9 protein-coding genes are annotated in these 13,780 nt (G+C 70.9%); all 9 read right to left on the bottom strand.

Annotation, left to right across the window (positions count from 1 at the left end; all coding sequences use genetic code 11):
• Positions 1–31: 31 nt before the first annotated feature.
• The 9 genes from ACQQ2N_RS18900 to ACQQ2N_RS18860 all read right to left on the bottom strand — a co-directional run bounded on the left by ACQQ2N_RS18900 (position 32) and on the right by ACQQ2N_RS18860 (position 13,748).
• Positions 32–1,312, bottom strand: a complete 1,281-nt coding sequence (locus tag ACQQ2N_RS18900; RefSeq protein WP_440223123.1) for an FCSD flavin-binding domain-containing protein — start codon at positions 1,310–1,312, stop codon at positions 32–34.
• Positions 1,309–1,623, bottom strand: coding sequence for a c-type cytochrome (locus tag ACQQ2N_RS18895; protein ID WP_440223122.1), 315 nt, complete (start codon positions 1,621–1,623; stop codon positions 1,309–1,311). Before ACQQ2N_RS18895 ends, ACQQ2N_RS18900 begins: the two co-directional genes overlap by 4 nt.
• Positions 1,620–2,561: a quinoprotein relay system zinc metallohydrolase 2 gene (locus ACQQ2N_RS18890; RefSeq protein ID WP_440223121.1), complete on the bottom strand. Its 942-nt coding sequence runs from the start codon at positions 2,559–2,561 to the stop codon at positions 1,620–1,622. The genes ACQQ2N_RS18895 and ACQQ2N_RS18890 overlap by 4 nt, the downstream gene beginning before the upstream one ends.
• A complete protein-coding gene (locus tag ACQQ2N_RS18885; RefSeq protein WP_440223120.1) occupies positions 2,545–3,363 on the bottom strand; it encodes a quinoprotein dehydrogenase-associated SoxYZ-like carrier in 819 nt (272 codons plus the stop codon). The genes ACQQ2N_RS18890 and ACQQ2N_RS18885 overlap by 17 nt, the downstream gene beginning before the upstream one ends.
• 64 nt (positions 3,364–3,427) lie before the next feature.
• Positions 3,428–6,517, bottom strand: coding sequence for an efflux RND transporter permease subunit (locus ACQQ2N_RS18880; RefSeq protein WP_440223119.1), 3,090 nt, complete (start codon positions 6,515–6,517; stop codon positions 3,428–3,430).
• Positions 6,518–6,524: 7 nt separating this feature from the next.
• A complete protein-coding gene (locus ACQQ2N_RS18875; RefSeq protein ID WP_440223118.1) occupies positions 6,525–9,644 on the bottom strand; it encodes an MdtB/MuxB family multidrug efflux RND transporter permease subunit in 3,120 nt (1,039 codons plus the stop codon).
• On the bottom strand, positions 9,641–10,825 hold the full coding sequence (locus tag ACQQ2N_RS18870; RefSeq protein ID WP_440223117.1) for an MdtA/MuxA family multidrug efflux RND transporter periplasmic adaptor subunit: 1,185 nt from the start codon (positions 10,823–10,825) through the stop codon (positions 9,641–9,643). Before ACQQ2N_RS18870 ends, ACQQ2N_RS18875 begins: the two co-directional genes overlap by 4 nt.
• Before the next feature lie 235 nt (positions 10,826–11,060).
• Positions 11,061–11,828 (bottom strand): SDR family oxidoreductase, encoded by a 768-nt coding sequence (locus tag ACQQ2N_RS18865; protein ID WP_440223116.1) that lies wholly within the window; start codon positions 11,826–11,828, stop codon positions 11,061–11,063.
• A gap of 765 nt (positions 11,829–12,593) precedes the next feature.
• On the bottom strand, positions 12,594–13,748 hold the full coding sequence (locus tag ACQQ2N_RS18860; protein WP_440223115.1) for an NAD-dependent epimerase/dehydratase family protein: 1,155 nt from the start codon (positions 13,746–13,748) through the stop codon (positions 12,594–12,596).
• Positions 13,749–13,780: the final 32 nt, after the last annotated feature.

Here is a 13,780-nt window from a genome sequence, read left to right as displayed (position 1 = left end):
AGATGGGGATCACGCGGTGGGCGCACAAGCCTCAGCCGCGCACGCGCTCGCCGAACGCATCGGCGACGATGCTGCGGTACCAGCCTTCGGCGAGTCCGGCCTCGCGTGCGCGGAATGCGGCCGGCGCGTGCTCGGGGCTCATGCCGCCCGCGCCGGGCACGTCGTGCCACTGGCCGTCGGTGACGCGGTAGATGCCGCTGATCGAGATGCCGTGGTCCGGTGCGACGAGGCTGTAGCAGGTGTTGTGCAGCACGCCGTCGGGCGCCGGCTCGCCGCGCAGCGAGGCGAGGATCGCGAACGCGCACTGCTTGGCCTGGCTGTTCGCGGCCGAGGCCGATTTCGGCATCGCGCCGGCGATGCAGGCATCGCCGATCACGTGCACGCCGGGCAGGTGCTCGGAGGCGAACGTCGCTGCATCGACGGGACACCATCCTTTCGCCGCGGCGAGACCGCTCGTGACGGCGAGGGTCGGTGCGGCCTGCGCGGGAATCACGTTGGCGACGTCGACGCGCTCGGCACCGCCGGCGAGATGCAGGGTCATGCGTCGCGCGTCGACGCGCTCGAGCGTACCGCCTTGCGTCGACGGGACCCAGGTGATGCGGTCGCCGTAGCGTTCCGTCCACGCCTCGGTGAACAAGGCCTGCTTCGAGAAGCGGTTGTTGGCATCGAACACGATGAGCTTGGAGCGCGGCTTGTGCCGTGCGAGCCAGTGCGCGATGAGGCTCGCGCGTTCGTAAGGCCCGGGCGGGCAGCGGAACGGAGTGGGCGGCACGCAGATCGCGACGCGACCGCCGTCGCGCATCGCGCGCAGCTGGCGCGCGAGCCGCAGCGTCTGCTCGCCGGCTAGCCAGGCATGCGGCATGCGTCGACGTGCCTCGTCGTCCCAGCCGTCGATTGCGTCCTCGCGCACGCGCATGCCGCCCGCGAACACGAGGCGATCCCACGGCAGCGATCCGCCGCCGCGCAGTCTCGCGCGGCGCGCGTCGGCATCGAGGCCGACGACCTCGTCGACGACGACGCGCACGCCGGCCGCACGCAAGCCGTCGTGGCCGATGCGCAGCGAATGCATCGGACGCAGGCCGGCGATCACGGCGTTGCTCATAGGGCAGCTCACGTGCCGTGTCGACGGATCGACGAGCACGACGTCGAGCGTGGGCGCGAAGGCCTTGAGGTGGCGTGCACAGCTCGCGCCCGCGAAGCCGCCGCCCACGACGACCACGCGTGCCTTGGCGGCCGCGTCGCGTGCCCGTGCGAGCGGCATCAGCGCGGTGCCGGCGAGCAGGCCGAGGATGCGTCGGCGTGACAGCGTCACCGCGGCGCCTTCATCGCAGGAGCAGCGGCGAACCACGCGGCGATGCGCACGAGCTCGTCGTCGGAATAGCCGCGCGCGATGCGCGTCATGACCGTCGCGTCGGCGCGGCCGTCGCGGAACGCGCGCAGGCGTTCGAGCAGCTCGCCTTCGTCACGTCCTTCGAGCGCGGGAATCATCGCCTCGTCGCCGGCCACGCCGTGGCAGGTGTGGCAGTGCACGGCGAGCACGCGCGCGTCGGGCGGCGCGGCCGGGGCGGGAACGCTTCCCGACGCGAGGGCGAGCCCGGCCAGCGCGAGGGTTCGCAGGCTCACTCCCATTCGAGCGCCTGGTAGACACGGGCGACGTTGCGTGGATGGGTCTCGTCCCAGAGCTGCCAGTCGCGACGTTGCGCGTGGCCGGCCTTCACGATCACATCCTGCATCGCGTCGCCGCGCTTCAACGCCGCACGAATGTCGTCGACGAGCGCGCGCAGGTAGGCGTCCTGCCGCGCGAGTGCGCCGGCGAGGTCGGCGGTGGTCGCGCCGTGGCCCGGCACGACGTGGCGAACGCCGGGAAGGCGCGCCAGTTCGGCGTCGACAGCGAGCCAGCCGGTCGCGCTGCCTTCGATCGCGGGCAGGCGCTCGCGGAACAGCAGGTCACCCGTCCACAGCGTGCCGCTCGCGTCGTCGAACACGCTGAGGTCGGCGTCGGTGTGCGACAGCGGCCACGCGCGCAGCGTCAGCGTGCGGCCGCCGAGGTCGAGCTGCTGCGTGCCCGTGACGGCGTTCGTCGGTGCGACGATCGCCGAGGCGTCGCCGGCCGGTTCGAGATCGTCGGCGTAGTCGCGCGCGAACAGCTCGCGGCTGCGTTCGAGCGACGCGGCAAGGTTCGCATGCCCCGTGAACGTCGTGCCTTCGCCGCGGAACGCCGCGTTGCCGAGCACGTGGTCGACATGCCCGTGCGTGCTGATCACGTGGCAGACCGGCAGCGCCGTTCGCACGCGCACGGCGGCGAGCAGCGCACGCCCCGTGCGCACCGAGCCGCCCGTGTCGATGACCGCGACGCAGCGCGTACCGACCACGAAGCCGAGGTTCGCGATGTCGTCGTGGCCTTGGGCATCGAGCGCCTTGTGCGCGCCGACGTGCACGAACACCCCCGGCGCGAGTTCGTCGACGGGGAGTGCCTTCGGTGCCGATACCGCGATGGCGACCGTGGTGGCGAAGAAGAGTGCAAGCGCCGTGACGGCGCGGCCCTCACGGTGTGGTGGCATCGCTTCCGCCACCGGTCCACGCGGCCTTGAAGTGCCCGTCGGCCGAGTCGGCGACGCGCACCTCGATCGGCTTCGGCAGCGCCTTCGCGAAGCCGATGCGCAGGCTGGGGTTCTCGCTCATCGAGATCGTGGTCTGCGCATCGACGAGCGGCGTACCGCCCTCGTCGAGCACGATCGACGAGACGTAGTAGGGCGGGATCGCCTCGCCGCTGCGCGGGTCGATCTGGAAGCCGGAATGGTTGGGATGGCGCACGCTGACGAGCAGCGCGCGCGCATCGTCCGCGCCGCGCAGGCGGATCTCGCCGGGCGTGCCGCCGGCGGCCGGGCTCGGCGGTGCGGAGCAGCCGCCGCTGGCCTTGACCCAGGTGCTGCGCATGAGCACGCGGCCGTCGTCGGTCTCGGCGATCGCGCGTACCGAGGTGTAGCGGTCCACGCGCACGCGCAGGTCCAGCGTCTCGACCGGCGTGCCCTCGCGCAGTGCGACGGTCGCGACGAGCGGGGCGGGGTTGTTGTCGACGACGATGCGCAGCTGGCGCACGTGGCCGATCGCATCGGGGCCGAAGCGGATGCCGAGCGGCGTGGCCGCGGGATCGGGCGTGTTCGCGGGCACCTCGAGCCGCATGAACGCATCGCCGGCGATGTCGATGCGCGTATCGGCGTACCACTGGTCGCGCAGCGCCTCCCACATGCCGCTCACGGGTTGCTGCGCTTCACCGATGCCGAGTGCGCTTGGCGCGACGCACAGGCCGGCCGCCAGCGTGGCGGCGAGTACCGCGTGGATCGGAAACGACGAGCGTGCCATCGCGACGTCCTCCGGCACGCGTCGGCGTGCCCCGCGCCGATGATCCGCCTCGGCGGGCGCGGACTCAACCTTCCGCGGGTACCGCCTCGGGTGCGGGCCGGCGCCGCGTGCGTGCAAAGCGCGACAGCGCGAGGTAGAACACCGGCGTCGTGTACAGCGTGAGCACCTGGCTCACGAGCAGGCCGCCGACGATCGCGATGCCGAGCGGCTGGCGCATCTCCCAGCCTTCGCCGCCGCCGAGGATCAGCGGCAGCGTGCCGAGGATCGCCGCGACCGAAGTCATGAGGATCGGACGGAAGCGCAGGCGCGCGGCGGCCGCGATCGCGTCGCGCGGCGACAGACCCTGGTCGCGTTCGGCGGCGATCGCGAAGTCGATCATGAGGATGGTGTTCTTCATGACGATGCCGACCAGCAGGAACAGGCCGAGCAGCGAGATCAGGTTGAGCTCGTTGCCGAGCACGAACAGCGCGAGCAGCGCGCCGACGCCCGCGGCCGGCAGCGTCGACAGGATCGCGAGCGGCTGGATCGTGCTCTCGTAGAGCACGCCGAGGACGAGGTAGACCGCGATCATCGCGCCGAGGATCAGCCACAGCTGGCGTTCGCGGATCTGCTCGAACGCACCGGCTTCGCCGCCGAGCGAGCCGTGCACCTCGGTCGGCAGCATGATGCCGGCGACGGCCTTCTCGATCGCGGCGACGCCCTGGCTCAGCGTCACGCCCGGGGCGAGCGCGAAACTCACGCGGGACGAGGCGAACTGGCTCTTGTGCTGCACGCGGTCGGGGGCCATGCCGTAGCTGTAGCTCGCGAACGCCGACAGCGGCACGCGCTGGCCGTCGCCGCCGATCGCGTAGATCTGGTCGAGCGTGTCCGGGCTCTGCGTGTAGCGTGGGTCGAGTTCCATGACCACGCGGTACTGGTTGAGGCTGTCGTAGAGCGTCGCGACCTGGCGTTGGCTGAACGAGTTGTTGAGCACCGAGGCGATCGTGCGCATGTCGATGCCGAGGCGCGCGCCGGCCTCGCGGTCGACGTGCAGCTGGACCTGGCGCATGCCTTCGGCGCCGTTGGATTCGACGTCGACGAGTTCGGGCAGCGCGGCGAGCGCGTCGTTGACGCGCGGGGTCCATTCGCGCAGCGGCTCGAGATCGCCCGAGAGCAGCTGGTATTCGTAGTTGCCGTCGCTCGAGCCGCCCTCGATGCGGATGTCCTGGTCGACCCACAGCCACATCACGCCGCCCGGGATCTTCGGCAGCTTGGTGCGCAGGCGTGCGATGACCTCGTCGCTCGAGGCCTTGCGCTCCGACAGCGGCTTGACCTTGATCATGATGAAGGCGTTGTTCACGCCGGTGCGGCCACCGATGTAGCCGATGATGTCCTCGATCGCGGGATCCTCGCGCAGCACGCGGCGGTAGGCCTCGATCTTGGGCTGCATGGCCTGGAACGAGAGGCCGTCGTCGCCGCGCGCGAAGCCGCGCATCTGGCCGGTGTCCTGCTTGGGCACGATGCCCTTGGGCACCATCGTGAACAGCCAGACGTTGAAGCCGACCACGACGAGGAAAAGCGTGATGACCACGGGGACGTGGCCGAGTGCACTGTCGAGGCTGCGCGCGTAGCCGTTGCGCGTGCGCTCGAGCAGCGCGCTGCCGGTGCGCGCGAGACGGCCCGGCACGGCGTCGCCGCGGCGTCGCAGCAGGCGCGCGCACAGCGTCGGCGTGAGGCTCAGCGACACCACGAGCGACACTGCCATCGCGGCGACCAGGGTCAGCGAGAACTCGCGGAACAGGCGCTCGACGAAATCGTCGAGGAACAGGATCGACACGAACACGACGGCCAGCGCGATGTTCATCGACAGCAGCGTCGCGCCGATTTCGCCGGCGCCACGCATCGCGGCCTCGAACGGCGAGGCGCCTTCCTCGATGTGGCGCGAGATGTTCTCGAGCACGACGATCGCGTCGTCGACGACCAGCACCGCGGCGACGATCAGCGCCATCAGCGACAGGTTGTTGAGCGAGAACCCGCACAGCCAGATGATCGCGAGCGCACCGAACAGCGACACCGGGATCGCCAGCGTCGGCAGCATCGCCGCGCGCCAGTTGCCGAGGAACGCGAGCACCACGAGCACGACCAGCGCGATCGCGAGCAGCAGGGTGAGCTGGGCCTCGGCGAGCGAGGCGCGGATGACCGGCGAGCGGTCCATCGCGACGACCATGTCCACGCTCTCGGGCAGCAATGCGCGCAAGGTCTCCATCTGCGCGTGGATCGCGTCGACGGTCTCGATGATGTTCGCGTTGGGCTGGCGGCTGATGACGAGCAGCACGGCGTCGCGGTCGTTGTGGAAGCCGCTCGCGTAGCGGTCCTCGACGCCTTCGGTGACCGTGGCGACGTCGCCGAGCCGGACCGGGCGCTGGTCGCGGTAGGCGACCACGAGGGGCCGGTACTGTTCGGCCGTGCGCAGCTGCAGGCTGGCCTCGATCTGCCAGTTGCGCGCTTCGGTGGCGACGTTGCCGAGCGGCTTGAGCGCGTTGGCCGAGCGGATCGCGTTCGCGACCTCGTCGAGCGCGATGCGGTACTGGTTGAGCGCGTTCGGATCCAGCGACACGCGCACGGCCGGCAGCGAGCTGCCGCCGACCTGCACCTCGCCGACGCCGGGGATCTGCGCAAGCTTCTGCGCGATGATCGTCGAGGCGACGTCATAGACCTGGCCCGGCGACAGCTGCGACGAGGTCAGTGCGAGCGCCATGACCGGCGCCTGCGACGGATTGACCTTGCGGTACTGCGGCATGCCGGGCATGCCGCTCGGCAGCTGCGCGCGCGAGGCGTTGATCGCGGCCTGCACGTCGCGTGCGGCGTCGTCGATGTCGCGCGAGAGGTCGAAGCGCATCTCGACCGTGGTCGAACCCTGCGAACTGCTCGATTCGAGCTCGATCACGCCAGGGATCGTGCCGAGCGCGCGCTCGAGCGGCGTCGCCACGGTCGCGGCCATCGACTCCGGGCTCGCGCCAGGCAGCGTCGCGGTGACGTTGATGGTCGGGTAGTCGACCTGCGGCAGCGGCGCGACCGGCAGCAGACGGAACGCGAGCAGGCCGGCGAGCACGACCGCGACCGCGAGCAGCACGGTCGCGACGGGACGCTCGATGAAGACGCGCGAGAGGTTCATCGGCGCGTCACGCCGGCTGCGCGAGCGCATCGCCCGCACGCGGCTTGCGGCGCGTGAAGCGGTCGAAGAACAGGTAGATCACCGGCGTCGTGAACAGCGTCAGCACCTGGCTCACGATGAGGCCGCCGACCATGACGAGGCCGAGCGGCGCGCGCAGCTCGGCACCCGAGCCGGTCGCGAGCATGAGCGGGATCGCGCCGAACAGCGCGGCCAGCGTGGTCATGAGGATCGGCCGGAAGCGCAGCAGCGCGGCCTGGTGGATCGCCTCGCGCGGCGACATGCCTTGTTCGCGCTCGGCCTCGAGCGCGAAGTCGATCATCATGATCGCGTTCTTCTTGACCAGGCCGATCAGCAGGATGATGCCGATGACCGCGATCAGATCGAGGCTGTCGCCGCTGATCAGCAGCGCGAGCAGCGCGCCGACGGTCGCCGACGGCAGCGTCGACAGGATCGTGATCGGGTGGATGTAGCTCTCGTAGAGCACGCCGAGCACGATGTACATGACCAGCACCGCGGCGAGCACGAGCCACAGCGTGCTCGACAGCGAACTGCGGAACGCGTCGGCCGCGCCCTGGAAGCGCAGATCGATGCTGGCCGGCATCGCGAGGTCGTGCTGTGCGGCCTCGATCGCCGCGACCGCTTCGCCGAGCGACGCGCCGGGGGCGAGGTTGAACGACACCGTCGCGGCCGGGAACTGGCCGATGTGGTTGACCAGCAGCGAGGCGGGGCGCTCCTCGAGTGTCGCGATGCCCGACAGCGGCACCTGCGCGCCGTCGGCGGTGGCGACGCGGATGCGCTCGATCGCCTCGGGGCCGAACTGGAAATCCTGGCGTGCCTCGAGCACGACGCGGTACTGGTTGGCCTGGGTGAAGATCGTCGAGATCTGGCGCTGGCCGAACGCGTCGTAGAGCGCGTCGGAGATCGCCGCGACCGAGATGCCGAGGCGTGCGGCAGCGTTGCGGTCGATCGCGACGTAGGCCTGCAGGCCCTGGTCCTGCAGGTCGCTGGCCACGTCGGCGAGCGGCGCGGCCTGCTGCAGGCTTTCGAGCAGGCGCGGCACCCAGGTCTGCAGCTCGCGCACGTCGGGTGTGGTCAGGCTGAACTGGTACTGCGTGCGGCTGATGCGGTCCTCGATGCCGAGTTCCTGCACGGGCTGCAGGTACAGGCCGATGCCGGGCACGTCGGCGACGCGTTCGCGCAGGCGCTGGATGATGTCGAGCGCACCGGCGTCGCGCTCGGCATGCGGCACGAGCTCGATCAGGAAGCGGCCCGTGTTGAGCGTGGCGTTGCTGCCGTCGACGCCGATGAACGACGACAGGCTCGCGACCGCGGGATCCTCGAGGATGCGCTCGGCGAGCGCCTGCTGGCGCTGCGACATCGCCGAGAACGACACCGACTGTGGCGCTTCGCTGATGCCCTGGATGAGGCCGGCGTCCTGGATCGGGAAGAAGCCCTTCGGCACGGCGAGGTAGAGCAGGGCGGTCAGCACCAGCGTCGCCACGGTCGCCACGAGCATGAGCGGCTGGTGGCGCAGCACCCAGCCGAGCCAGCGGTCGTAGCCCTGGATGACACGGTCGAACACGTCGCCGTGCTGGTGGCTCGTGTCGTGGTCGGCCGCGGCGACGGCGTCGTCGCGACGCGTCGCGTGGCCGCCCTTGAGGAACAGCGCGCACATCATCGGCGTCAGCGTCAGCGAGACGACCAGCGAGATCGCGATCGCGACCGCGAGCGTGATCGCGAACTCGTGGAACAGGCGCCCGACCACGTCGGCCATGAACAGCAGCGGGATCAGCACCGCGATCAGCGACAGGGTCAGCGAGATCAGCGTGAAGCCGATCTGCCGCGCGCCCTTGAGCGCCGCGTCGAGCGGCTTCTCGCCGCGCTCGAGGTGGCGCGCGATGTTCTCGAGCATGACGATCGCGTCGTCGACGACGAAGCCGGTCGCGATGGTCAGCGCCATCAGCGTGAGGTTGTTGAGCGAGAAGCCCGCGAGCAGCATGACGCCGAACGTGCCGACCAGCGAGAGCGGCACCGCGATGCTCGGGATGATCGTGGCCGGGATGTTGCGCAGGAACACGAACGTGACCATGACCACGAGGCCGATCGCGAGCAGCAGCTCGTGCTGCACGCCCTTGATCGAGGCGCGGATCGATTCGGTGCGGTCGCTCAGCACGGCCACGTCGACGCCGGCCGGCATCGACGCCGAGAGCTGCGGCAGCAGCGCGCGCACGCGGTCGACCACGTCGATCACGTTGGCGCCGGGCTGGCGCTGGATGTTCACGAGGATCGCCGGCACCGTGCCCGACCATGCGGCGAGGTGGCGGTTCTCGGCGCCGTCCTCGACCGTGGCGACGTCGCCGAGGCGCAGCGGCGCGCCGTTGCGGTAGGCCAGCACGAGGCCGCGGTACTCCTCGACCGAGCGCATCTGGTCGTTCGCGTCGAGCATGATCGCGCGCACCGGGCCGTCGAAGCTGCCCTTGGGCGTGTTGACGTTGGCCGCGCCGATCGCCTCGCGGATGTCGGCGACGCTGAGCCCGTTGGCGGCGAGCGCGACCGGATTGACCTGCACGCGCACGGCCGGGCGCTGGCCGCCGGCGAGGCTGACGAGGCCGACGCCGGGCAGCTGCGAGAGGCGCTGCGACATGCGCGTGTCGACGAGGTCGTAGACGGCCGGCAAGGCCATCGCGCGCGCGCTCACGGCGAGCGTGAGGATCGGCGTGTCGGCCGGATTGACCTTGCGGTACACCGGCGGCACCGGCAGGTCGTTGGGCAGGAAGCTCGACGCCGCGTTGATCGCGGCCTGGACTTCCTGCTCGGCGACCGCGAGCGAGACCTCGAGCGAGAACTGCAGCGTGATCACCGAGGCGCCGCCCGAACTCGTCGACGACATCTGCTTGAGGCCCGGGATCTGGCCGAGGCGGCGTTCGAGCGGCGCGGTGACCGCGCTCGTGGTCACGCCGGGGCTCGCGCCCGGGTACAGCGTGAGCACCTGGATGGTCGGGTAGTCGACCTGCGGCAACGCGGCGACCGGCAGCAGGCGGTAGGCGAGCACGCCCGACAGCAGCAGCGCGACCATCAGCAGCGTGGTCGCGACGGGGCGCAGGATGAACGGGCGCGAGAGGTTCATGTGCCGCTCGCGGGCGTCGCGGCGGCGTCCGGGATGATCTCGGCGGTCGAGCCTTCACGCAGGCGGTCGAGGCCTTCGAGCACGACGCGCTCGCCCGCGGCGAGGCCGTCGGTCACGGCGATGCGCTCGCCGTCGGCCGGGCCGAGCGTGATCGTGCGGATCGTGACCTTCTCCTCCGCGCCGACCACGTAGACGAAGTTGCCCTTGGCGCCGAACTGGATCGCCGCGTTCGGGATGACTACGGCCTCCTCGCTGCTGACCAGCAGGCGCACGTTGACGAACTGGTTCGGGAACAGCTCTTCGCTCTCGTTGGTGAAGCCCGCGCGCAGGCGCAGCGTGCCGGTCGCGGTGTCGATGCGGTTGTCGAGGCTGGCCAGCGTGCCGGTCGCGAGCGGCTTGCGGTCGTCGCGGTCCCAGGCCTCGACCGGCAGCGCGGCGTTGGCGCGCGTGGCGGCGCGCACGTTGGCCAGCTCGGTCTCGGGGATCGTGAACATGACGCTGATCGGCGCCATCTGCGTGATCGTGGCGAGGCCGTCGGTGTCGCCCGAGCGGACGAGGTTGCCGACGTCGACCGCGCGCAGGCCCATGCGGCCGTCGATCGGCGCGACGATGCGCGTGTAGGTGAGCTGCAGGCGCGCCTCGTCGACGGCGGCCTGGTCGGTCTGGCGGCGCGCCTCGTACTGGCGCGCGAGCGCTTCCTGGTTCGACAGCTGCTGCGCCGAGACGTAGCCCTTGCCTTGGAGGTCACGGTAGCGCTGCAGGTCGGCCTGCGCGTTGGCGAGCTCGGCGAGGTTCTGCTTCTGCGTGCCCTGCGCGCGCGACAGCGCGACCTCGTAGGAGCGCGGATCGATCTCGGCGAGCAGGTCGCCGGCCTTGACGTGCTGGCCTTCCTCGAACGCGACGCGCACGAGCTCGCCGTCGACGCGGCTGCGGATCGTCACCGTGTTGAGCGGCGTGACCGTGCCGAGCGCCTTGACGCGCACGTCGAGCTTCTCGCGCACGGCGGTGGCCACGCGCACCGGCACCGGGGCCGAGCCGCCGCCGCGCCACGGGCGCTGCGCTTCGGCTGCGGGCGCGGGACGCAGCTTCTGCCACGCCACGATTGCGCCGGCGACGAGCGCCACGGCGACCACGAGGGCGATGAAGGGGCGCAGGCGGCGCGCGGGCGAGGCAGGTGTCATCGAAGCTCCCGTTCCGGCTCGCGCCGGGCATTCGGTGGTGTGTATCGTCGTTTGGGTCGCACGTCGCCATGGCGCTGGCGCGTACATCGCGGCGGGGCCCCTCGAGGTCCCCGGGGGCGTGTCTCTGGCGAAGGGCGGGAGACGTCCGGCGCGAAGATCGTCGGACTGGCGAGTATGCGTGAAAGTTCAGCCGCGGCCCGTATGCCGGAAGTCGGGTGCGACGATGCGGCCGAACTCAGGCGACGAGGTAGCCGCCGTCGACGCCGAGGCAGGTGCCGGTGGTGTAGCTCGCGCCGGGCGAGGCGAGGTAGAGCACCGCCGCGGCGATCTCGTCGGGCGCGGCGACGCGGCCCATCGGGATGTGGGCGAGCGCACGCGACAGGATGGCCGGATCGTGCACGAGCGGCGCGGCGAACCTGGTGTCGGTGAGGCCGGGCAGGATCGCGTTGACTCGCACGTTCTGCGGGGCGCATTCACGCGCGAACGCCTTCGTCATGCCGACTATCGCGGCCTTGGTGATCGAGTAGATGCCCTGGCCCTCGCCGGGCACGACCGCATTGACCGACGCGACGTTGACGATCGCGCCGCCGCCGTGGCGCGCCATGAGACGCGCGGCGTGTGACGACATGAAGAAGTAGCCACGCACGTTGACGTCGACGGTCTTCTGGAAGGCGCCGGGATCGGTGTCGACGATCGGGCCGAAGTAGGGATTGGCCGCAGCGTTGTTGACGAGGATGTCGAGGCGTCCGTGCTCGGCCGCGATCGCGGCGAACGTCGCCTCGATCTGCGCCATCTCGCCGATGTGGCAGGCCAGCGCCTGCGCCGAGCCGCCGGCGGTGCGGATGGCATCGACCGTAGCCTGGCAGGATTCCGCCTTGCGGCTCGACGCGATGACGTGCGCACCATGCGCGGCGAGCAGTACTGCCACCGACGCGCCGATGCCGCGGCTCGCGCCGCTGACCAGGGCGACCTTGCCGTGCAGGTCGAACGGGGTGCTCGTCATCGCGCGTCCTCGTGGCAGGAAAGGGCGCGATGATCCCATGCGCGGCGAGCTGGGGGCGTGTCGCGGCGCGGCATGCGTGCGAGGCCGTCACGCATCCGCCCCCTCTCCCCCGGCCCCTCTCCCGCAAGGGGAGAGGGGAGGCGAGCGCGATCTCACGGATGAGCAGCCAAGAGCGGAGCACGCGCTTTCGAGCTCCTCTCCCTCCGGGAGAGGGGAGGCGAGCGCGATCTCACGGATGAGCAGCCAAGAGCGGAGCACGCACTTTCGAGCTCATCTCCCTCCGGGAGAGGGGGCGGAGAGGTGAACCGGCCGAGCGTCTTGTCGCTGCACCTGACGTCGACTTCTGATGGTGTGCGCGTGAGGCCGTCACGCATCCGCCCCCTCTCCCCCGGTCCCTCTCCCGCGAGGGGAGAGGGGAGGCGAGCGCGATCTCACGGATGAGCAGTCAGGAGCGGAGCACGCGCTTTCGAGCCCCTCTCCCCTCGCGGGAGAGGGGTTGGGGAGAGGGGGCGGGATGGTGACGAGGTCCGGACGTGTGATGAGCGCATGTCGTCACGGTCTTGCAGCAGCGCTAGTAGACGGATGTTCGTCGTTCCACCGAACCCTCATCCGGCCCTTCGGGCCATCTTCTCCCGGAGGGAGAAGGGAAAAGGCCTGCGCGTTTCCGTTGGGTTGCGCGGCAGCGAGTACGGCACGGACTCGCAGCTTGGCCACCGCATACCAAGCGTGGCCACGGGATTCTGCCGGGGAGGCGAAGATCGGCGGCTACGTCTGTGCCTTCGCCTCGGTTCCCTTGGCCCGCCACGCCGCGAGCACCTTCGCCTCGCGCTCGGCATCGAGGCCCGCGCCGAGCTTGGCCTGGCGGTCGGCCGGCAGCGTGCGGAACCACGTCAGCGTGTCGGACGCGGTGGTCGCGAGCGGGCGGAACGTGAGGCCGGCCGTGACCGCGCGCGAGACGTCGCGCTGGCCGAAGCCGGCGGTGTCGCCTTGCGACGGGATCCACGCCGGCATGTCGCGCCACGGAGCGACGTCCTGCGCGGCGAGGGCGTCGGTCGGGATCCAGTGCAGGCGCGCGCCGGCGGTCGTGGTCGCGCGGATGCCGTGCAGCATCGCCGCCATCGACAGCGTGTAGTCCGGGCCGGTCGCGTTGAACGTGCCGAACGTGCGCGATTCGGTGAGGCGCACGATCCATTCGCCGAGGTCGCGTGCATCGACCACCTGCACGGGATCGCTGCCGTCGCCCGGCGCGACGACGTCGCCGCCGCGGTCCAGGCGCACCGGCCAGTAGGTGAAGCGATCGGTCGGATCGCCCGGGCCGACGATGAGGCCCGGGCGCACGATCGTCGCGATGCCCGGGAAGCGCTTGAGTGCCTCGCGCTCGCTTTCGGCCTTGAGCGGGCCGTACAGGCCCATGTCGGCGCGCAGCGTGTCGCGCGTCTCCTTCATCATGTCCTTGCCGGCGTAGCGCTGCGTCGCGGCATCCTCGTTGGCGCCCGCGGTGTCGTTCTTCTCGTACACCGAGATCGTCGAGACGAAGACGTACTGGCCGACCTTGCCCTTGAGCACCTTGCCCGCGTCGCGCACCCATGAGGGGAGGCTGGTCGGGTTGTCGATGCACACGTCCCACTCGCGGCCCTTGAGTGCGGCGAGGTCGCCCTTGTCGCGGTCGCCGGTCAGGTGCTCGACGCCGTCGGGCAGCTCGGCCTGGCGCTGGCCGCGGTTGAACACGGTGACCTGGTGCCCGCGTGACACCGCGTAGCGCACCTGATACGGCCCTATGAAGCCGGTGCCGCCGAGGATCAGGATGCGCAGCGGGCGCTTGGCCGCAGGGGCGGCGAAGGTGGCGCCCGACGACAGGGCGAGGCCCGTGGCGCCGGCGAGTGCGCCGAGCTTGATAAGATCACGTCGACTGATCGGCATGGTGGCTCCCTCCCGTTCGCGCCGGAGGCACG

Origin of the sequence: Dokdonella aquatica (assembly GCF_051987395.1) — a bacterium.
Taxonomy (GTDB): Bacteria; Pseudomonadota; Gammaproteobacteria; order Xanthomonadales; family Rhodanobacteraceae; genus Dokdonella.
This window is presented reverse-complemented; position numbering and strand designations above follow the sequence as displayed.